The sequence below is a fragment of the Pseudarthrobacter sp. H2 genome, assembly GCF_050157045.1.
Lineage (GTDB): Bacteria > Actinomycetota > Actinomycetes > Actinomycetales > Micrococcaceae > Arthrobacter.
On sequence record NZ_CP189594.1, the window covers coordinates 4,340,701 to 4,360,040 of the forward strand.

Genomic DNA, 19,340 nt, shown 5'->3' on the forward strand with positions numbered 1-19,340 from the left:
ATGTCTACTTCACCCCGCACGCCGTCGCACAGGGAGGACCGCCGCCCCGAAAACACCCAGCGCGTCCTCAGCGGGCGCTATGAGCTGGGTGAACTGATCGGCCGCGGCGGCATGGCGGACGTGTTCCGCGGGGTGGACACCCGGCTGGGGCGCACCGTGGCCGTGAAGCTGCTGCGCCCGGACCTGGCCCGGGATCCGCAGTTCCAGGCCCGGTTCAAGCGCGAGGCCCAGGCCGTGGCGGCACTGAACCATCCCTCGATCGTGGCCGTCTACGACACCGGGGACCACGCGGTCCCGGGTGACCACGACGGCAGCGTCCGGGTGCCCTACATCGTGATGGAATTCGTTTCCGGCAGGACGATCCGTGACCTGATCCGGGCGAAGGAGGTCAGCATCGACAATGCGATCGACTTCAGCCTGGGGGTGCTCTCGGCCCTCGATTACAGCCACAAGGCCAAAATCGTGCACCGCGACATCAAGCCGGCCAATGTGATGTTCTGCCCTGACTCAAACAGCGTCAAGGTCATGGACTTCGGCATCGCCCGCGCCATGGCTGACTCGGCCGCGACCATGACGCAGACCCAGGCCGTGGTGGGCACGGCGCAGTACCTGTCTCCGGAGCAGGCGCGGGGAGAGACCGTGGACGCCCGCAGCGACCTGTATTCTGCCGGCTGCCTGCTGTACGAGATGCTGACCGGCCGGCCGCCGTTCGTCGGGGACAGCCCCGTTTCGGTGGCCTACCAGCATGTGCGGGAGATCCCCGAGCTGGCCAGCAGCCTGAACCCTGAAATCTCCGAAGCCCTGGACAGCGTCCTGGTGAAGGCCCTGCAGAAAAACCGGGCGGACCGCTTTCAGGATGCGGCGGCCTTCCAGCGCGCCCTCCGGGCGGCGCGCGCCGGCGTCGGGGTCGCCCCGCTTGGTTCCAGCGAGGCTCCCACCAGTCCCACCGACACCGTCCAGGGTCCGGACCGTACTCCGCCGACCGCCGCTTTTTCGCTGACCGGCGCCCAGTTCCTGGATGATGTCCCCGGCGGCCGGTTCCGTCCCGCCGGGGACGCGTCGGGCGATGACGCTGTCCTTCCGGAACAGGGGACCGCGGTCTATCCGGCAGCGGACACGGGCAGCCTTCCCCTGGTCCTGCCCGCTGCCGGCGAACACACTTCGGGTCAGAAGTCGCGCCGCCGGACCTGGATTGCCACACTGGTGGTCCTCACAATGCTCGTCCTGACCGGTGGCGGCCTGTGGCTGTACAACATGGTGAACCAGCAGCCTCCGCCCGTGGCGAAGATCCTGGTCCCGTCGGTGACAACGATGACCGAGTCCGAGGCCCTGCAGAAGCTCTACAACGCCGGCCTCAAACCCCAGCTGAACAGGCTTAGGCACGAGACCATCGCCAAGGGCATTGCCATCGGCACCGCCCCGGCGACGGGCAGTTGGCTCGAGCCCAACGCGGACATCATCCTCAATATCTCGGACGGCCCCAGCGCCATCACCATTCCCGCGGATCTTCCCGGCCGCACCGAGGCGGCCGCGCGTGATGTCCTGCGCCAGAAGGGACTGACGGGTGCGCCCTTCACCACCATGGCGAACAGCCCCACGGTTCCGGCCGGCGCCGTCATCACCACCAAACCCGCGCCGGGCGAGAACGTGGCCGTCGGCAGCACCGTGGAGCTCGTGGTCTCGAACGGCAAGGTGGCCATGCCGCAGCTGATCGGGCTGCAGGTGGCCGCAGCGGAAACGGCCCTGAAGGACCTCGGGCTGACCATGACCGTCAAGGAAGTCGAAAACTCCCAGGTCGAACCGGGGAAAGTGACCGCCCAGAGTGACGCCGCGGATGCCCAGATCGAACAGGGAAAGAGCATCACGGTCACGGTGGCCAAGGCTCCGGCGGCGCCTCCTGCGCCGGCACCGAGCCCCACGCCGACTCCCACGCCCAAGCAAAACAAAACCGAGGGCCTCGAGCTGCTGCTCCCGTAGGGAGGGCAGGCGGTCAGACCCGCCCGGGAGGCGCAGCGCATCCGCGCCGCCGGCCGCTGTGGATTGGCGCGCCGGGCCGGCCCGGGTCATGCGACCCAGCTGCTGCCCCCAATGACGACAACTGCGCCTGGTTCCAGGCCGTCGTGGATGCCGAAATGTGGCAGTAGCTTCCGGTGATAGGGGCCGGTGCGGCATGGACGGTGCGGACGTTTCCCGCCGCATCATCCCACCGGCCGGGAAAGCGGCCTTCGACGGCCCCTGCTCGTCGCGACCAGGCCCACAGTTCGGGCTTGAAGCCCACGCGCCACACGGTCCCGGCGGCCTTAACGACGGCGGGGATGACACCTTGAATCACCGATAGTGGTGACTACGCCAACCTTTTGCATAATCGCGTTTATCGGCTAAAAGTCAGGCTACTAACTGGCCAGACTTCAGGCTACAATCGGGAGCATGAAAACCGTGCCGCTCAGCGAAGCCAAGGACAAGCTTTCCGCGCTCGTGGAAGAGGCGGACAAGACGCATGAGATCATCCAGATCACCCGCCACGGGCACCCGTCAGCTGTGTTGATGTCCGCCGACGACCTCGAGTCACTGCAGGAAACCATCCACTGGCTCTCGCAGCCGGACATCAGGACAGATTTGGAACAGGCCAGGCGCGACGTCGCCGAAGGAAACACGGCCAGCGGCGATGACCTGCGCCGTGAGTTTGGGCTGCCGCCGAAGTGACCGATGAACCCTCAAACGAGCAGGGGCCATGGAAGGTCGAAGTCACCAGCCCTGCGCTGAAGGGATTTCGCCGGCTGCCGGAAAAGGCCGCCGCCGCAATCGTCGAATTCGTCACCGGCACCCTGGCCGATAACCCTCGCCGGCTCAGCAAACCTCTCACCAATGAACTCCTCGGCCTGCGCACCGCACGCCGTGGTGACTACCGCGTGTTGTTCACCCTCGATATCGAAGAGCACACCCTATACGTCCACCGCATCGAGCACCGCGCGGACGCCTACAAGCCTCGCTAGTGGCAATGCCGTTCGGTTAGGCGTTCGGGTCCAGGGTCAAGTCCCGTCGAATCGGCGTGTCCGTGGGGATATGGGTGTGGCTCCTGCTTGAGTAGTTCGGTCCACCAAGACTGATCCACCCCCACGGGAGCCACTATGCCCGATTCTGCCATCAATCACGCTCCGGGGGTATTCGCACCCGGGCATCTGGGCGAGCTGACCCGTGTCGTTCCCTTCGACATGGTTGATGCCGCGCTCGAGGCCGCCGGAGGCCGGGAACGCCGGGTGCGCAGGCTGCCCTCACGGGTGGTGATCTACCTGCTGCTCGCCGGGGTCCTGTTCGCCGACCAGGGCTGGAAGCAGGTCTTTTCACGCCTGGTCACGGGGCCGCCGGCACCGGTGAAGACACCTTCGGCCTCATCCTTGAGCCAGGCCATGCGCCGGGTGGGAACGGCCCCGCTGCGTGAGCTGTTCACCCTTCTCAAGGGCCCTGCGGTGTGCGGGTCCCGGCAGGTGACCCGGTTCGCTGGCCGGCTGGTCGTGGCCATCGACGGCACGCAGATGGCCGTGGCCGATACCGAGGCCAACCGGGCCAGGTACCCCAAGCCGCGCGGCGGCGTCAACGGGGAGGCCGGGTACCCGATGATCCGGCTGGTTGCGATCCTCACGGCCGGGACCCGTTCGGTGATCGACGCGGCCTTCGGCACCGACGCCGTGGGCGAGCTGACCTACGCCCGGCAGCTCATCTCCTGCCTGCAACCGGGCATGGTGCTGCTCGGGGACCGGAACTTCGCCACCTACGGCTTCTTCCGTGAAGTGGCCGAAACGGGCGCGGACTTCCTTTTCCGCGCCAGGACCGGTCTCAGCGCCATGAAACTGCCGGTCCTTCAGCAGCTGGCCGACGGTTCCTACCTCTCCCATGCCGCCGGCCAACGCGTACGGGTCATCGACGCCGAACTCACGGTCACCACCGAGGCCAAAACGCTCACCGCCGAATACCGGCTGGTCACCACGTTGCTCGACCCGATCCAGGCTCCCGCCCTGGGACTGGTCAGGCTCTACCATGAGCGTTGGGAGATCGAAACGGCCTACTGCGAATTGAAATCACGCATCCTGAACGGCCGGGTGCTGCGCGGCCGGCACCCTGCCGCGGTCATCCAGGAGACCTGGGCGCTGCTGTCCTGCTACCAGGTGTTGCGCACCGCGATGACCGATGTGACGCTGCGGCATCCCGAGATCGATCCGGACCGCCTGTCCTTCACCATCGGACTGAGGTCCGCCCGCGACCAGGTGGTCCAGGCCCGCGGGATCCTCAGCGGAACCGTGGTGGACCTGGTCGGTCGCATCGGGGCGGCCATGCTGGCCGAACCGTTGCCCGCCCGCCGCATCCGCTCCCGGCCCCGGGTGGTCAAACGCGCGATCTCCAAGTACCGCGCCAAGGAACGGGATGTCGACCGTCGGACCTATCCCGCGACACTCGACACCAGGATCTTGACACCGGATCCCGGCCCCTAACCGAACGGCATTGTCGCTAGTGGGCATTTCCGTTAGTTCGTCGGGGGTCAGGCGGCCAGTTCGTGGTCGTGTTTGTTCAGGCGGTGCAAGTAGTCGTTGAGGTCGGCGCGGGTGTATTTCCAATCGAACGGTTCCGCGGTCGCGTTGTAGCGGTTCTGGAAGGCGAGCACGCGCTTGGCGAGCTGGTCGAGGTCTTTGAAATCGCCTCCGGTGATGGCCTTGCGCTGCAGGATGGAGAAGTAGATCTCGACCTGGTTCAACCATGAGGCATGCACGGGCAGGTGGACCAGCGTGGCGGTAGGCCACGCGGCGTCCATCCGCTCGATGGAGCGGGCCCCGTTATGCGAGGATCCGTTATCGACCACCCAGAACACCCGCTTGGCCGAGGCGTAGGGCTCGGTGGTCATGACCTTCTCCACCAGTTCGGCGAAGGGTGCGATCCCGGTCTTTTCGGCGATCGTGCCGATCACTTCCGCGCGGTGGACGTCGTAGGCGGCAAAGTAGGCCAGGGTGCCGCCGCGGCGGTATTCGAACTCGATCCTGCGGGTCCGCCCCGGGCCCGGGGCCAGGCCTGGATGGCGCCGGCGCAGGGCCTGCAGCTGGGATTTCTCGTCGGCGCTGATCACGTACTCGTCCGGCCCGAGCGGTTCGCCGTCCCGGATGCGGGCGTAGAGATCCAGCACCCGCGCCGCCTTGGTCTCGAAGGCCGGGTCGCGGGGGAAGATCCAGGACCGGTGCTGCCACGGTTTGATCGCGTCCTTGGCCAGCCAGCGGGCGACAGTGGCCTGGCTGATCGATGCGACCAGCCCCTCGGCGACAGCCTCGTGCGCCAGTTCCGCACCGGACCAGCGTCCCAGCGGCACGTCCTTCTCCGCCGGCGGGGTGCAGGCCAGGGCCTTGATCCCGGCGACCTGCACCGGGGTGAACGTGTGCGGCCGCCCGGTCCGGGCCAGGTCCTTGAGCCCGTCCAGCCCGCCGGCGGCGTAGCGTTTACGCCACTTGCGCACGGTATCGACATGGATCCGCAGGCCCGTGGCGATGACCGCGTTGGGTTCTCCCCGCGCGGCGGCGAGCACGATCCGCGCCCGCAGGACATCACGGTACGGGGCCCGTGCGGAACCGGCGCGTGCGGCCAGCACGGCCTCGGCGGCAGTGGACAGGTTGATCGTGAACGGGGAAGAGATCACCATGGGATCCATTTATCCTCCGCCGGCCGCGCCCCGCCGCGGTGCCACGCCGCACGGCCACCCCGCCGCGGCAGGTAGGGCAGAATGAAGGCCATGGCCAGGATTCCCGAATCGACGAAGACCTCCCTGCACCAGCGCCTGACCGCCCGCGCCAGGGAACGCTGGCCGCAGATCGAAAGGATCAACACCCGCTTCCGGGCCGGTTTCGCCTACGTCGACGCCGTCCTTCCCGGCGGGGAAGTACAGCAGCTGTGCCGGCTGCGCTATGCCGGCTACGCCAACCAGTGGGGCTTCGCGATCTACCGCGCCAGCCACGACGACTACGAGGACAACTACCTGCCCACCGGGCTGGCCGGCGGCACTGCCGAAGACGCCCTCGACACCGCCTGCGGCCTCTACCTCGCCGACCCCACCGCCTGGACCTAGACCCCCGACGAACTAACGAAAATGACCACTAGCCGAGCATGCCGGAACGCTTCAATACGACACCCCGTGGTCCGCGGTGTATTCCGCGTCCTCAGGCCGGCGAATTGTCAGTCATCGTCATCTGAGTACTGACCGCTGTATTGACTTGCTTCAACGGCACCAGTCGCAGAAATTCATCGGCACGTTCCCTGGCGCCGCTTCCCGGGCCGCCTCCCAAGGATGGTCGCCGGCCTAGAGGCCTCGCTCGTTCAGAAGTGATTTCTCGTTACTCCTGACAATTGCAATGGCACCCTGATGCTCTACGTCCCAGATTTCTGCGAGACGCTGTGATGCAAGGCCGACGTCCCAAGGGTGCAGCGCCCGCTTGCTCACCTGCGCAAAGGGGCCGTCGCTTTCCAGGACTATGCGGTTGCGGGGAACGTCCAACACCAAGCTTCGTCCCTTCGCGCCGGCAAGCATAGCTGGACCGACACTGAACCAGCAGCCCCGTGCCACCGCCCGGCGAAGTTCAGTCTTCTCCCATATCTCCATGAACTGGCGCGGCAGGCCCCTGACCAGCCACGAAGTCATCGTTGAAACGATCTCCGCGACCACCACCCGGCCCGGCCTGACGGTCCAGGCCGAACTCGACACAAACACCTACCCCATAGGCGTCAAAATCCCCGACCGGCAGATGAAAGCCCTCGAAAACAACGGCGTCCTGGTGCGGCACGAATTCCACGGCGAATGGAACTACACCCTGAACCCGCGACAACATGACACCCGAAACGCACTGAGTTAAATCATCACAGGCACTAGTGACGGATAGGACACCCAAGATTGCGACGCTGAATTTCATCTGCCATTTGATCCGAGTTGGGATCTAGATCGAGATGACAGCGGAAATCGATCATGACACTCCATATTCCCCATGCAGGGCGCTCAGTTCGGCCAATCCTCGCCGAATCATGTCCCTCAGCGATTGGGGGCAGATATTCTCGGAGAGCTGAGGGAAGCTCCGAGCCATCGGTCCATACCGTCCTGCTTCACGGACGCGAGTGCCATGGCAACGGATCGAACGTCGTCGAACGCCGCGTGGTCCTCATCCGCCCTACCCAGGTCGGTGTAGACGTAGGAAGTATCGTCAGCGACGCCCCAGGCAATGAACGCCGGCCGTCTTATCTGGCAGGGCACACAACGACCGCAGTGTTGATAGTTGTATCGCTGGAATCGTCCGCAGCTTGTCGATACGGATGGCTGGGCTTTTTAGGAGGTCCCGGTCCACACTGGCTGAGCATCCCGCCTTTGGTCCGCTGAGCATATGGGTTTCTGATCTCAATCCTGAGGTCCAAGGTGGCAGCGACGTCGAGAAGCTCATTCCAGCGTTCGTAGCAGTCCTGGATCCGAGGACTGAAGAGCCCGCCTGTCTCCCGTGATACGTCTGCAACCTCACTCTCCGGCGCACGGTCAGGCGACGTCGAACTCGATGGTGCCCCAGCCCTCGAATGTCCCCGACCAGCGGCCGGTTTCCTTCATCGGCACTGCCTGCAGGCAGCTGCCTGAGAGGATGACCTGTCCGGCTTCGAATTCGACGCCGTAATCGGCCAGGCGGTTGACCAGCCAGGCGACGGCAGCGAGAGGGTTTCCGAGGATATTTCCGGTGGTGCCTGAAATGACTTCCCGGTCGTTGAACTTCAGGACGCCGCGGGTGTCCCGCAGGTTGAGGTCCGTGACCCGGCGGGGTGTGCCCCCAAGGATAATGGCACCGGTGGAGCCGTTGTCGGCCAAGGTGTCCGCAAGTCCGATGGCCCAGTTCTTGACCCGGGAGTCGATGATTTCGATGGAGGGCACGGCGTAGTCGATAGCGTTGATGACATCGGCGATGGTGGTGTTCTTGCCGCCGAGGCGCTTTCCGAGGATGAAGGCCGGCTCCAGCTCCACGAAGGGCTCGATGAAGTTGCCCAGGTTAAGGGTTGTTCCTTCGAAGGCGAAGCTGCTGGCCAGGAGATGCCCGTAGTCGGGCTGGTCCAGGCCGAAGGCGTCCTGCATGACTTTGGCGATGTTTCCCAGCTTGTAGCCGACCAAGCGGTCGCCGTCGGCGACTGCGTGGCCCACGTTGATCTTCTGGACTTCGAACGCCATGTCGGCGTTAAGGGAGGGCCAGGTTTCGGTGGGGGCCGCGATCGGTTCGCCCTTCAACCGGGCGGTGCGGAGTGTTCCCGCGATATCTTCCAGCGTGATGGTGGGCACGGTTGCTCGATTCTGTGTTCCGGCCAGGGCCGGGAAGTGGGTTTCCGGCCCCGGACGACTCGTGCGAGAGGCGTGCCCGGGGCCGGAAGATTTGGAGGTAAGGAACGGCTGTGGCTAGTTCTGTTCCGGTTTGCCGTCGATCAGGCGGTTGACGTTCCAGGGGTTTGCGTCCTGCAGCGGGGCCGGGCGCAGTTGCTCGGGGAAGTTCTGGTAAGCAACGGGGCGAACGAACCGGTTGATGGCCAGTGTCCCCACGGACGTGGTCTTTGAGTCGGACGTGGCCGGGAAGGGGCCGCCGTGGACCATGGCGTGGCCGACTTCCACGCCGGTGGGCCAGCCGTTGACGATGATCCTGCCCACTTTGCGTTCCAGTGCCGGGATAAGCGCCGCGGCCGCCGTGTAGTCCTGCTCGGTGATGTGCAGTGAGGCGGTCAGCTGGCCGTCCAGCTTGTTGGTGGCGGCAACCAGGTCCTCGATGCCCTTGTAACGGACTACCAGGCTGGCGGCGCCGAAAATCTCCTCATGCAGGACCGGGTTGCTGGTAAAAACGTCCAGTTCAGCACCAAATACCGCTGGTGCCGGCGCGTTCTCGCCGGAGCCCTTCTGGCCGCGGCCGATCAGTTCGACGTCGGCAGCTGTTTCGAGGGCATCGTGGCCGTGCTGCCAGGCGGAAGCGATACCTCCGCTGAGCATGGTCTGTCCGGAAAGTGCCGTCACTTCCCTGGTGACAGCGGTGGCGAACCGGTCGCCGGCTTCACCGGCGGGGACGAAGGCCAGCCCCGGCGAGGTGCACAGCTGTCCGGAGCTGCCGGTGACTGAGGTGACGTACTGCTTGGCCAGCGTGTCGACGTCGCCGCTCTCCAGTGCACCTGGGAAAACGTACACCGGGTTGATCGAGGACATTTCCGCGTAGACAGGAATCGGCTCCGGCCTGGCGGCTGCAGTGCGCATGAGGGCGGTGCCGCCCGCGCGTGAGCCGGTGAAGCCCACGGCCTTGATGGCGGGATCGGCAACAAGTGCCTGGCCGATGCTTGCTCCGGAGCCGTAGATGAGGGAAAAGACGCCCGGGTGCAGGTCGAGGTCGCGGACGGCCTTGACGATGGCCTGGCCCACGAGCTCGGCCGCGCCGGGATGGGCGTTGTGTGCCTTGACGATTACCGGGCATCCGGCCGCGAAGGCGGAGGCGGTGTCGCCGCCGGCGACCGAGAATGCGAACGGAAAGTTGCTGGCACCGAAGACGGCTACCGGTCCGAGCGGGATCTGGCGCTGCCGGATGTCGGCACGCGGCAGGGGGGCGCGGTCAGGCAGCGCGGAGTCGATGCGGACACCGCGGAAGTCACCGTCGCGGACGACGTCGGCGAAGAGCCGCAGCTGTCCGGTGGTCCGGGCCCGTTCGCCGCGGAGACGGTCAAGACCAAGTCCCGTCTCGGTGGATGCGCGCTCAACGAGCTCATCACCGATGGCTTCAATGTTTTCCGCGATAGCCTCCAGGAACCTTGCATGGTGCTCCGGTTCGAGGGCGCTGAAGGATTCGAGGGCGTCGGTGGCTGCGTCAGTTGCTGCCTTGAGCTGCTGCTCACTGATCAGGGTGTAAGCCGGCTCCAGTGTGTCGTTGGTGGCCGGGTTAATCCCGTTGGCTGTGCCGTTGGTGCCGGGGGTAGTCTCCCCTGCGATGAGGGAGTGTCCGTGAAGTGTCATTTGTGGCGCCCTCCTGGGCGGTAGAAAGTAGGTAGGGGCGGATCGGCTTAGGCGTTGCCTGGTCCCAGGTGCCAGATGCCGAGGGCTGAGAGAAGTTCCCGGGGATCCCAAACGACCCATTCCTCGGCGAGTTGGTCGTTTTCGAAGCGGAGGAACGATGCGCCGGAGACGGTTATGCTGCGGCCGGTGGCGGGCACGTCCATGAACTCGCCCTCGTGCGTGCCCTGGGTCTGCCAGTGGATCGCGGCGGTGGTTCCGTCTTCGATGATGTGCAGGATCTCGGTGGTGGTGTCCGGGAAGGCTGCATGGGTGGCCTCGATGGTCTTGCGCAGGCTGGCGTAGTCCTCGGTGCCGGATTTGGAACGCCGGACGTAGTCAGGTGCGAGCAACTGTTCGAACGCGGCCAGGTCGCCCTCGCCCCAGGCCCGGTTCCACGCCTCGAGAATTATTTGCTGGCGGCTCATGATGCGCTCTCCGCTGCTACTGGAACCGTTTCTGCCGGCGCGGGGATCTCGACGGGCTGGTATTGGCCGAACTTGCCGGCCCGGAACAGCAGGGCATCGCCGGTGCCGTCTTCCATATTGGTGACAGCTCCAACCACCATGTAGTGGTCGCCCACCACAACTTCTGCGGTGACGAGGCAGTCGATGTAGGCGGTAGCGCCGTGCAGGTGCGGGGTGCCCAGGGGACCGGCCGTGCACGGCAGGCCTTCGAACTTCAGCGGTCCCTTCCGGGACAGTGACCTGCAGATGCCGATTTGGTCATCGGAAAGGATGTTGGCGGTGAATTTCTGCAGTTTCCGAAGCTTCGGCCAGCTGGAGGAGGACTTGTCGACGCAGAACATGACCAGCGGCGGCTCGAGCGAGAGGGACTGGAACGTGCCAACGACAAGGCCGAGTTTCTCCTCATCGTCGTTGATGCCGGTGATGGCCGTGACGCCGGTCGGCAGCTTGCCCAGGATCTGGCGGTAGTAGGCAGGTGTGATGTCCGCCGGAACGGCGGTTGGAGTGATATCCATGTCAGTGTTCCTTGATCAGGTGATGTCGATCAGACGGCTTCGCGGAAGCTTCCGAAGCGGCCGCCGTGGAAGATGAGGGGGGTTCCCTCACCGGGTGTCATGTCCAGCACGCTGGCGATGACGACGACGTGGTCCCCGGCTGTGAACTGATGTTCAATCCGGCAGTCGAACCAGGCAAGTGACCCGTGAAGGTGCGGGCTGCCCCAAGGAGATTCGGACCAGTCCACTGTGCGAAGTTTGTCCTCGCCCTTGGCGGATAGTGCGTGGCAGACCTGCTGCTGGTCCTCGGCGAGCAAACTGATGCTGAACTGTCCAGCCCCGGCGATTTTGGGCCAGCTGGTGGAGGAGTGCATCACGCTGAAGGTCACCAGCGCGGGTTCCATGGACAGCGAGGCGAACGTTCCCACGATCATGCCGTTCTGGACGCCGGTGACAGGATCCGTTGAGCAAACGGCTGCCACGCCGGTGGGCAGGTGCCGCATGACGGCGCGGTACGTTTCGGAGCTGACGGGCCGGGCTGCGATTGCGGGAGCGCTCATGGCCGGGCCGTCAGTTCTGCATGGACGTTGCGGCCGGCGCGAAGGCCGCTTTCGATGGCGCCGTCGAAGAAGCCGGCCCAGATGTTGGCGATGTCGCCGCTGGCGAAATGCAGGGCGCCTTCGCTGGCCTGTTGTTCCCGGTGATATTTGGTCAGCTGGCCTGGACGCTGGATCTGCCAGGTCTCCTCAGCGTACGGGTCGGACATCCATTGGTGGCCGGCAACCTCAAGGACTTCCAGGTCGTCGCGCCATACCTTGACGGCTTCCTGAACCTGTTCGATGTCGGTGACGTCGATGCGGTTCGAGTCGGCACCGAAGCCGACCAGCACGGCGTCGGTATCGCTGACGAATTCGGTGCGGATCACGGACAGCGGCTTGTCCTGTGCCGAGTAGGCGAAGAACGGCTTGATGGGTCCCTTGACGCGGATCCATGCCTTGACGCCCTGGGACGCGGTTTTTTCCCGGCTGGCGGCGAGCTTGCCCTCGGACAGGGCGGGCTGGACGTTGAGCTTGTGCAAAATGTTCTGCGGCAGCGTGATGACGACCTTTGTGCCGTGGATTTCCTGGCCGTCGCCGTAGGTGACGGTTGCTCCGCCGCTGGTGTGGCGCACTGCCGTCACAGGGGCATCCAGGCGGATGTCTGCGTTGGCGTCCTCGGCGATCGCCTTGGTCAGCGTGTCGTTGCCGTTCTTCAGGCGGAAGATGGCTGAGGCCTCGTGCATCAGGTGCCAATGGCCAGATGATGCGGCGGTCCAGCGCAGGGCGTTGACATAGGCGCACTGGTCAAGGGGCGCGTTGAAGTGGCCCACCCAGGCGGCTTCGTTCGCGTTCCGCTCGTCCTCGGAAAGGTCCAGCTTGTCCAGGATCTCCTGCAGATTGTACTGATCGACCTCGGCCAGGTTCTCCACCGTCAGGGGTTCATCCGGTCGGGGGAGCCACTTCATGGTGTCCTCGAGCAGCCGGGTCATGCCCGGGTCAATGAGGGACATGAAGTCGTCCAGGGTGCCTCGGCGCACTTCGTTGCCGGCAAGCCAGAAGGTTTCCTCCGATCGCGGGCCGCGGGAGACCTCGAGGCCGTAGCGGGTGACCTCGGCCCAGACATGAGGCTGGGTCCAGTGCAGCCAGTTCCCGCCGATCTCCAGGTTCTGGCCCAGGCGGCGGTCGGTCCACAAGCGGCCGCCAAGACGGTCGCGCGCTTCCAGGACAACCACCTTGTGGCCGCGGTGGCTCAGCTCCCGGGCGGTGATGAGGCCGGCAAGACCGGCACCGATGACGACTACGTCGGTCTGTTCAGTCATTGAAGTTTCTTTCGTTGATATGGGGTGGGGCGGCGGCGCTCAGAGGGCGGCTTCGCTGAGGTGCCTGGCACGGTGTGCCGTGGCGGGGTGGCCGTCCAGGGTGTACTTGTGGCCGGGGAAGAGCTTTTCGCGCAGGGTGACGGGCTCCTGGTCCTCAGCTCGGGCGGGGGATATCAGCCCCTGGGCACGGAGTTCCGGCAGTGCAAGCTCGATAAAGTCTTCCCAGCCGCCGGGCTTGGTGGTGTAGCTGAGGTTGAGGCCGTCGACGTCGGCTTCGTCCCGCCAGCGGCGCAGTTCCGCCGCGACCGTCTCCGGAGAGCCGATGATCGTGGAACCGGTGCCGCCGACGGCGAGGAACTCTGCGATCTGGCGCGGGGTCCAGTCCCGGTCCGGGTCGGCTTTGGAGAACATGTCCACCATTGACTGGCCCGCCTTCGTTCCCACGGACCGCAAGGGGGTATCGAGGTCGTACTCGGACATGTCGATGCCCGTCCAGCCGCTGAAACGCGCCAGGATTCCATCGATCGGGGCGTTGTCCACAGCCTGCCGGTACTTGGCCTGGGCTTCTTCATCGGTGGGTGCCACCACAACCGTGAGCAGGATAACGATCTTCACGTCCCGGGGGTCGCGGCCCGCGTCGGCCACTGCCTGGCGGAGCTTGGAAACCGTGCGCTTGGCGCCTTCCACGGAGGTGCTCTGAATGAAAACAGCTTCGGCATGCTTACCGCCGAATTCCATGCCCCTGGAGGACGAGCCGGCCTGGAACAGCACCGGAGTCCGCTGCGGGGAAGGCTCGCAGAGGTGGAAGCCCGGCACCGTGAAGTGCTGGCCGGAATGTTTGATCTGGTGCACTTTTTCGGGATTGATGTACGTGGCCGATGCAGCATCCCGGACCACAGCGTCCTCTTCGAAGGATCCTTCCCATAGCTTGTACACGACGTCCATGTACTCGTCGGCCATGTCGTAGCGCTCGGCGGGGGTGAGCTGCTGTTCCATACCGAGGTTCCTGGCGGCGGCCTCTGAGTACGAGGTCACGATGTTCCAGCCCACGCGGCCGGAGGTGAGGTGGTCCAGGCTGCTGAACTTGCGGGCCAGCATATAGGGCGGCTCATAGGTAGCTGAGCACGTCACTCCGAAGGTGAGGTGCTTGGTCACCGCGGCCATGCCGCTGATCAGCACCGTGGGGTCATTGATCGGGAATTGCGCGGCATCGCGAAGGGCAGCGTCCCCGTTGCCACGGAAGACGTCGTGGTAGCCGACGTTGTCTGCAAAGAAAATGCCGTCGAAACCAGCTTTTTCCAGCATCTGCGCGATACCGGTCCAGTAGTGGAGATCGGTGTAACGGTGCCCCTGGTCGCCTTCGGTGCGCCATGACCCGGATGTCAGGTGGGAAGGAGCGAAGACGTCGAAGGCGAAAAGGCTAAGAGGTTCATTTTTCATGGCAGCGGTGCTTCCTTGGACTCGTGCCGGACATTGCCGTAACAGATGGCTATACGTTCATAAATCGAACGCTGCGTTCAATTTAGAATGTTAGTCAGCTCACTGTCAAGGGCCGGTTCCCGCGCAAATGGATTGGGTCGTAACTATTGACACCGGATGTGGCGCATGCCATATTTTTGATCACGCCGTTCGAAAGATGAACGGAAGCGGGCGGTTGCCGCCCCCAGACTCCCGGCACAACAACGCCGGCATCGAATTTCCCCCTCCCCGGAAACAGCACGATCTACAAGGAAGTCAGTCGTGAATACATCTGTCACACCCACCCCGAGGCCGCCCGTGAAGTCAGCGGCTCCCCTGGATCGGCAAAAGAAGCGGTTCCTCGTCAGGCTCAGCGGCGTTATCGCCGGCGGCATGTTCATCGACGGCTTTATCCTGGGCGGCATCGGCCTCGTCATGCCGGCGCTGACCACGGACCTCAGCCTCTCCTCGACCATGCAGGGACTCATTGGCGCCTCCGCACTGATCGGCATCTTCTTCGGTGGGCCCATTGGGGGGTACCTGGCCGACAAGGTCGGGCGCAAGCCGATGTTCATCGTGGACCTGGCCATCTTCCTGGTCGGTTCGGCCGCGCAGTTCTTTGTTGCTGACGCGTGGCAGCTGTTCGTCATTCGCCTGCTCATGGGCATGGCGATCGGTGCCGACTACGCCATCGGCTGGCCCCTGCTGGTCGAATTTTCCCCGGCCCGCCTTCGGGGCAAGCTCATGGCATTCCAGGAGGTCGCCTGGTACGTCGGCTACCTGCTCTCCTACGCGGTGGGCTACTACCTGTCCACGTCGATCCACGCCGACTGGCGCATCATCCTGGGCATGAGCACCGTGCCGTCCCTCATCGTCTTCCTGCTGCGGCTCGGTTCCCCCGAATCCCCGCGCTGGCTCATCAGCAAGGGGCGGCGTGAGGAGGCATTCGCCATCGCCCACCAGTTCATGGAGGAAGCAGACGTCAAGGACCTGGCATTTGAGAAGTCGGAAAAGCCAAGCTTCCGCAAGCTCTTCTCCCCGCAGTACCGCAGGGCCACGATCTTTGTCTGCATGTACTGGGTCTGCAACGTCACCCCCTACTTCGCCATCGCCACCTTCGCACCCATTGTTCTGGAAAGCCTGGGCGTTGAGGACGGTCTGGCCGGTGCGCTGCTGCTCAACGGTGTCGTGGTTGCCGGCTCCCTGGCCTCCATGTTCCTGATCGAGAAGGTGGGACGTCGCAAGCTCTCCATCCCTCCCATGTGGATCGCCGCCGTCGCCCTCGTGGTCATCGGCCTGTTCTCGCATGTTTCGCCCATGATCATCCTGATCAGCTTCATGGCGTTCTCGTTCTTCAACGCCATCTCCACCGCCCTGACCGGCGTCTACCCCGGCGAGGTGTTCCCCACGGAAATCCGGGGCGCGGGAGTCGGATTCGCCACCGCCTTCTCACGGATCGGCGCGGCCGCCGGAACCTTCATCCTCCCCCTGTCCGTAGCCGGCCTCGGCGTGGGGACGACGATGCTGATCGCCGCAGCCATCTGCGTGCTCGGTGCAGTTATTTCCCAGTACATGGCTCCGGAGACAAAGGGCCTTAGCCTGAGCGACACCTCCGCGCCGCTGGGCAAGGCATTGGTGCAGTAAGCCCACTCTTTATAAACGATTGACGCCTGGCCGGCCCCGGCCAGGCGTCAACGCATACCAGCCAAACATCATCGACACGCTGAAAGGCGACCATGAAGATCCACGGTGAAAGCGCTCACTCCAGCGGACTAACCACCCCGCGCCTGAACATCGACGATGGTGGCACCCATTCCGGTGCATGGGTCAGCCTTCGTGATCCGGCCGTGGTGGACATCCTGGCAGCTGAAGGATTCGACTGGATCTGCATAGACGGCCAGCACGGAGGACCCGAAACCCCAGACCTGCAACCTCTGATCGAAGCAGCCCACCTGTTCGGCGTGCCCTCGATCGTCCGCGTTCCCGGCCACGAAGCCGGCACCCTCGGCCGGATCCTCGATGCCGGCGCCGGCGGGATCATCTTCCCCACCGTGGAAAACGCAGACGCGGCAGTCGCCCTGGTAGCGGCAACCCGCTTTCCGCCCCGCGGAAAACGCAGCTACGGACCCACCCGCCGCAGCCCGCGGTACGAAAAGCCGGCTCCCGGCAACCGCCAGGACGACGTCCTCTGCATCCTGATGATCGAAACAGCGGAAGGGCTGGCAAACCTCGACGCCATCCTTGCCACCGGACCGGACGCGATCTTCGTCGGCCCCTACGACCTCTCCCTCAGCCTGGGGATGCCCCTGGAGGAGCTCACCGCTGAAGGACCCGGCGGCATCCTTGCCGATATCGCGCGCCGTTGCTCGTCAGCCGGCGTCACCCCTGGCATCTATACAGGGGAACCCGAATTATCCGAAAAAATGATCTCCCTCGGATTCCGGTTTATGCCCACCGCCTCGGACACGGGCCTGCTGGCCGTCGCCGCCCGCGCCACCGTCGCAGCATCCCGGCAGCCGACCGCAGAAAAGATCCCCAGCTGACTTGAAAGAAACACCGGAGTTGCCGGCCCACATGAGCAAAGGAGTTCAATGAGCACCACCGAAGAAGTACACGCACCACGCACTTTGCGGAGCCGGGAAGAGCTGCCCGAAACCATGGCAGCAGTACTGCTCACGGGCCACGGCGGACTGGACAAGCTCGAATACCGCACGGACGTGGCCGTTCCCCGCCCGGGGGCAGGGGAAGTCCTGATTCAAGTAGCTGCCGCCGCCATAAACAACACGGACATCAACACCCGCATCGGCTGGTATTCGAAGGCTGTGGGCGCTGGCACAAACGTGGGGGGTGCAGCGGGGTTCGATGACATTACCAATTCCGATGCCACGTGGTCCGGTGAACCCCTGTCCTTTCCCCGTATCCAGGGTGCGGATGCCTGCGGGCACATCGTCGCCGTAGGGAAAGGCGTTCCGGAAGAGCGCATAGGCGATCGGGTCCTGGTGCGAAACATGCTGCGCACGTACGTCGGATACCGGCCCCATGAATGCTGGACCTTCGGAAGCGAATGCGACGGCGGGTTCGCGCAGTTCGCGGTTGCCCCGGCACGGGAAACACATGCCGTGGTCTCTGACTGGAGCGACGAGGAACTGGCTGCAATACCGTGCGCCTATTCCACCGCCGAAAACATGCTGCACCGTGCAAACGTAGGTTCCGAGCGGATCCTGGTGACCGGCGCATCCGGCGGAGTCGGCTTGGCGGCCGTCCAATTGGCGAAAAGGCGGGGCGCCACCGTGGTGGCTGTCTGCTCGCCCGAGAAAGGCGCCCAGGTCCTTGCCGAGGGAGCAGACCAGGTCATCGACCGGGGCGCGGACCTTTTCGCCGCGCTGGGACGCAACTCGATGGACGTGGTCCTTGACATCGTGGGGGGCACCCAGGTGCCCCGCCTCCTGGAACTGCTGCGGCCAGGCGGCCGCTATGCCATTGCGGGAGCCATTGACGGTCCACTCGCCGAAGTCGATCTGCGCACGGTATACCTCAAGGACCTGCAGCTCATTGGCTGCACGTTCCAGGACGACGCAGTGTTCGAGAACCTCATCAGCTATATCCAGCGCAACGAAATCCGTCCTGTTGTTTCCAAGACCTATCCCTTGGCAGATATCGCCCGCGCCCAGGAGGACTTCCTCGCCAAGAAGCACACCGGCAAACTCGTCCTTCTCCCGCCGACCACGTCCAGCACCAGCACCGAAACGAAGGCCCCGCAGTGAAAATTGAACGGATCGAACTCTTCCAGGTGGACCTACCGTACTCCGGAGGCACTTACCTGCTGTCCGGGGGCCGCACGTACGACTCGTTCGACGCGTCGATTGTCCGCATTACGTGCGACGACGGCACGCAGGGGTGGGGCGAAAGCACGCCTTTCGGTTCCACTTACGTCGCCTCACACGCTTTGGGCGCCAGAGCCGGCATCGCGGAACTCGCCCCGGCGCTGCTCGGCCGGGACCCACGGCAGGTCGACCGTATTAACGAGGTCATGGACGCCGCGCTCGTTGGCCACAACCATGCCAAGACACCCCTGGACGTGGCCTGCTGGGACATTTTCGGCAAGTCCGTGGGGCTGCCCGTTTGTGAGCTGCTCGGTGGCTCGACAGGGATACCGATGCCCATGATCTCTTCGATTTATGCGGGCGACCCCGCGGACATGCGCCAGCGCGTCGCTGAGCACCGGGCCCGTGGCTACCGCGGCCATTCGATAAAGATCGGGGCCCTGGACAGCGAAGGCGGCCCGGCCCTCGACGCCGAACGGATCGCCGCTTCCCTGGCCGACAAGCGACCGGGCGAATACTTCCTGGCCGACGCCAATGGCGGGATGGTTCCCGAAACAGTTTTGCGGATGCTCCGCATGCTGCCGCCCGGCCTGGACTTCGTCCTCGAAGCCCCTTGCGCCACGTGGCGCGAAACCATGTCCCTCCGGCAACGCTGCCCGTACCCCATCGTGGTCGACGAACTCGCCCAACAGGACGCAGACCTTTCCTGGGCGGTGGCCCACGACGTGGCTGACGGGTTCGGACTGAAGATCTCCAAGGCGGGCGGATTGACGCCAGGCCGGCGCCAACGCGACATCGCCCGGGCCGCCGGACTCACGTTCAGCGTGCAGGACACGGTGGGATCAGCAATAGCATTTGCCGCCATCACCCATCTCGCGGCAACCGTGCCGGTGCGGCTGCTCCGCTGCATCCTGAATGTCGAAGACATGGTGACCCTCGAGACGGCAAGATTTAACGCAATCCGTGGCGACGGGGGAATCCTTCCCCCGGAAGCGCCGGGGCTCGGCATTGAAGTCAACGAGGCCGTTCTCGGCGACGCGGTAGCCGTCTGGGGTCAGTGAGGGCAGCCCGGGCACAACACATGGTTTTTTGGAGGCCGGCAGCTCTGCCCCTTGCATGCGGCCCGGTCCGGTTGAACACCATGTCCGAAGCGCGACGAGGCATACGATGGTGGAG

The 19,340-nt window shown here is 64.7% G+C and carries 18 protein-coding genes and 1 pseudogene; 10 read left to right on the forward strand and 9 right to left on the reverse strand.

Annotated elements, in window-relative coordinates; all coding sequences use genetic code 11:
• From pknB to ACQCSZ_RS20205, 4 genes are all read left to right on the forward strand, one after another.
• Positions 1 to 1,977 carry a Stk1 family PASTA domain-containing Ser/Thr kinase gene (pknB, locus tag ACQCSZ_RS20190; RefSeq protein WP_427005430.1) on the forward strand — a complete coding sequence of 659 codons (1,977 nt, stop codon included), beginning with the start codon at positions 1 to 3 and terminating at the stop codon, positions 1,975 to 1,977.
• Positions 1,978 to 2,427: 450 nt separating this feature from the next.
• Positions 2,428 to 2,703 carry a type II toxin-antitoxin system Phd/YefM family antitoxin gene (locus ACQCSZ_RS20195; RefSeq protein ID WP_427005431.1) on the forward strand — a complete coding sequence of 92 codons (276 nt, stop codon included), beginning with the start codon at positions 2,428 to 2,430 and terminating at the stop codon, positions 2,701 to 2,703.
• A complete protein-coding gene (locus ACQCSZ_RS20200; protein ID WP_427005432.1) occupies positions 2,700 to 2,993 on the forward strand; it encodes a type II toxin-antitoxin system RelE family toxin in 294 nt (97 codons plus the stop codon). The genes ACQCSZ_RS20195 and ACQCSZ_RS20200 overlap by 4 nt, the downstream gene beginning before the upstream one ends.
• A gap of 135 nt (positions 2,994 to 3,128) precedes the next feature.
• Complete coding sequence (locus ACQCSZ_RS20205) at positions 3,129 to 4,487, forward strand: IS4 family transposase (RefSeq protein WP_427004280.1); 1,359 nt, start codon at positions 3,129 to 3,131, stop codon at positions 4,485 to 4,487.
• A gap of 47 nt (positions 4,488 to 4,534) precedes the next feature.
• Here the strand turns inward: ACQCSZ_RS20205 and ACQCSZ_RS20210 are convergent, their stop codons facing one another.
• Complete coding sequence (locus ACQCSZ_RS20210) at positions 4,535 to 5,686, reverse strand: IS630 family transposase (RefSeq protein WP_427005433.1); 1,152 nt, start codon at positions 5,684 to 5,686, stop codon at positions 4,535 to 4,537.
• Positions 5,687 to 5,767: 81 nt separating this feature from the next.
• On the opposite strand from ACQCSZ_RS20210, the gene ACQCSZ_RS20215 reads away from it, so the two are divergent.
• Complete coding sequence (locus ACQCSZ_RS20215) at positions 5,768 to 6,100, forward strand: hypothetical protein (protein WP_427004571.1); 333 nt, start codon at positions 5,768 to 5,770, stop codon at positions 6,098 to 6,100.
• A 231-nt stretch (positions 6,101 to 6,331) separates the two neighbouring features.
• On the opposite strand, the gene ACQCSZ_RS20220 is transcribed toward ACQCSZ_RS20215, so the two are convergent.
• Positions 6,332 to 6,670, reverse strand: coding sequence for a TatD family hydrolase (locus tag ACQCSZ_RS20220; protein ID WP_427008400.1), 339 nt, complete (start codon positions 6,668 to 6,670; stop codon positions 6,332 to 6,334).
• On the opposite strand from ACQCSZ_RS20220, the pseudogene ACQCSZ_RS20225 reads away from it, so the two are divergent.
• Positions 6,612 to 6,881, forward strand: a pseudogene (locus ACQCSZ_RS20225) (ISAzo13-like element transposase-related protein); the annotation flags it as partial. The gene ACQCSZ_RS20220 and the pseudogene ACQCSZ_RS20225 overlap by 59 nt on opposite strands.
• 665 nt (positions 6,882 to 7,546) lie before the next feature.
• On the opposite strand, the gene ACQCSZ_RS20230 reads toward ACQCSZ_RS20225, so the two are convergent.
• From ACQCSZ_RS20230 to ACQCSZ_RS20260, 7 genes are all read right to left on the reverse strand, one after another.
• Positions 7,547 to 8,329 carry a 2-keto-4-pentenoate hydratase gene (locus ACQCSZ_RS20230; protein WP_427005434.1) on the reverse strand — a complete coding sequence of 261 codons (783 nt, stop codon included), beginning with the start codon at positions 8,327 to 8,329 and terminating at the stop codon, positions 7,547 to 7,549.
• 114 nt (positions 8,330 to 8,443) lie between these two features.
• Positions 8,444 to 10,027, reverse strand: a complete 1,584-nt coding sequence (locus tag ACQCSZ_RS20235) for an aldehyde dehydrogenase (NADP(+)) (protein WP_427005435.1) — start codon at positions 10,025 to 10,027, stop codon at positions 8,444 to 8,446.
• Between the two features lie 47 nt (positions 10,028 to 10,074).
• Positions 10,075 to 10,491, reverse strand: coding sequence for an ester cyclase (locus ACQCSZ_RS20240; protein WP_427005436.1), 417 nt, complete (start codon positions 10,489 to 10,491; stop codon positions 10,075 to 10,077).
• Positions 10,488 to 11,045 (reverse strand): flavin reductase family protein, encoded by a 558-nt coding sequence (locus ACQCSZ_RS20245; RefSeq protein WP_427005437.1) that lies wholly within the window; start codon positions 11,043 to 11,045, stop codon positions 10,488 to 10,490. The genes ACQCSZ_RS20240 and ACQCSZ_RS20245 overlap by 4 nt, the downstream gene beginning before the upstream one ends.
• A 29-nt stretch (positions 11,046 to 11,074) precedes the next feature.
• Complete coding sequence (locus ACQCSZ_RS20250; RefSeq protein ID WP_427005438.1) at positions 11,075 to 11,584, reverse strand: flavin reductase family protein; 510 nt, start codon at positions 11,582 to 11,584, stop codon at positions 11,075 to 11,077.
• On the reverse strand, positions 11,581 to 12,882 hold the full coding sequence (locus ACQCSZ_RS20255) for a flavin monoamine oxidase family protein (RefSeq protein ID WP_427005439.1): 1,302 nt from the start codon (positions 12,880 to 12,882) through the stop codon (positions 11,581 to 11,583). The genes ACQCSZ_RS20250 and ACQCSZ_RS20255 overlap by 4 nt, the downstream gene beginning before the upstream one ends.
• Before the next feature lie 39 nt (positions 12,883 to 12,921).
• Positions 12,922 to 14,322, reverse strand: a complete 1,401-nt coding sequence (locus tag ACQCSZ_RS20260) for an LLM class flavin-dependent oxidoreductase (protein WP_427005440.1) — start codon at positions 14,320 to 14,322, stop codon at positions 12,922 to 12,924.
• 300 nt (positions 14,323 to 14,622) lie between these two features.
• On the opposite strand from ACQCSZ_RS20260, the gene ACQCSZ_RS20265 reads away from it, so the two are divergent.
• The 4 genes from ACQCSZ_RS20265 (at position 14,623) to ACQCSZ_RS20280 (ending at position 19,225) form a co-directional block, all read left to right on the forward strand.
• Positions 14,623 to 15,984, forward strand: coding sequence for an MFS transporter (locus tag ACQCSZ_RS20265; protein ID WP_427005441.1), 1,362 nt, complete (start codon positions 14,623 to 14,625; stop codon positions 15,982 to 15,984).
• Between the two features lie 92 nt (positions 15,985 to 16,076).
• Positions 16,077 to 16,883, forward strand: coding sequence for an HpcH/HpaI aldolase family protein (locus ACQCSZ_RS20270; RefSeq protein ID WP_427005442.1), 807 nt, complete (start codon positions 16,077 to 16,079; stop codon positions 16,881 to 16,883).
• Positions 16,884 to 16,931: 48 nt separating this feature from the next.
• Positions 16,932 to 18,104 carry an alcohol dehydrogenase family protein gene (locus tag ACQCSZ_RS20275; RefSeq protein ID WP_427005443.1) on the forward strand — a complete coding sequence of 391 codons (1,173 nt, stop codon included), beginning with the start codon at positions 16,932 to 16,934 and terminating at the stop codon, positions 18,102 to 18,104.
• A complete protein-coding gene (locus tag ACQCSZ_RS20280) occupies positions 18,101 to 19,225 on the forward strand; it encodes a mandelate racemase/muconate lactonizing enzyme family protein (RefSeq protein ID WP_427005444.1) in 1,125 nt (374 codons plus the stop codon). Before ACQCSZ_RS20275 ends, ACQCSZ_RS20280 begins: the two co-directional genes overlap by 4 nt.
• The last annotated feature ends 115 nt before the right edge of the window (positions 19,226 to 19,340 follow it).

What these genes read in the sequence shown, in the direction of transcription:
- pknB (WP_427005430.1), top strand. Translation starts at nt 1, where the DNA reads ATGTCTACTTCACCCCGCACGCCGTCGCACAGGGAGGACCGCCGCCCC.
- ACQCSZ_RS20220 (WP_427008400.1), bottom strand. Translation starts at nt 6,670, where the DNA reads ATGACTTCGTGGCTGGTCAGGGGCCTGCCGCGCCAGTTCATGGAGATA.
- ACQCSZ_RS20195 (WP_427005431.1), top strand. Translation starts at nt 2,428, where the DNA reads ATGAAAACCGTGCCGCTCAGCGAAGCCAAGGACAAGCTTTCCGCGCTC.
- ACQCSZ_RS20215 (WP_427004571.1), top strand. Translation starts at nt 5,768, where the DNA reads ATGGCCAGGATTCCCGAATCGACGAAGACCTCCCTGCACCAGCGCCTG.
- ACQCSZ_RS20275 (WP_427005443.1), top strand. Translation starts at nt 16,932, where the DNA reads ATGAGCACCACCGAAGAAGTACACGCACCACGCACTTTGCGGAGCCGG.
- ACQCSZ_RS20250 (WP_427005438.1), bottom strand. Translation starts at nt 11,584, where the DNA reads ATGAGCGCTCCCGCAATCGCAGCCCGGCCCGTCAGCTCCGAAACGTAC.
- ACQCSZ_RS20205 (WP_427004280.1), top strand. Translation starts at nt 3,129, where the DNA reads ATGCCCGATTCTGCCATCAATCACGCTCCGGGGGTATTCGCACCCGGG.
- ACQCSZ_RS20245 (WP_427005437.1), bottom strand. Translation starts at nt 11,045, where the DNA reads ATGGATATCACTCCAACCGCCGTTCCGGCGGACATCACACCTGCCTAC.
- ACQCSZ_RS20255 (WP_427005439.1), bottom strand. Translation starts at nt 12,882, where the DNA reads ATGACTGAACAGACCGACGTAGTCGTCATCGGTGCCGGTCTTGCCGGC.
- ACQCSZ_RS20210 (WP_427005433.1), bottom strand. Translation starts at nt 5,686, where the DNA reads ATGGATCCCATGGTGATCTCTTCCCCGTTCACGATCAACCTGTCCACT.
- ACQCSZ_RS20240 (WP_427005436.1), bottom strand. Translation starts at nt 10,491, where the DNA reads ATGAGCCGCCAGCAAATAATTCTCGAGGCGTGGAACCGGGCCTGGGGC.
- ACQCSZ_RS20235 (WP_427005435.1), bottom strand. Translation starts at nt 10,027, where the DNA reads ATGACACTTCACGGACACTCCCTCATCGCAGGGGAGACTACCCCCGGC.
- ACQCSZ_RS20260 (WP_427005440.1), bottom strand. Translation starts at nt 14,322, where the DNA reads ATGAAAAATGAACCTCTTAGCCTTTTCGCCTTCGACGTCTTCGCTCCT.
- ACQCSZ_RS20270 (WP_427005442.1), top strand. Translation starts at nt 16,077, where the DNA reads ATGAAGATCCACGGTGAAAGCGCTCACTCCAGCGGACTAACCACCCCG.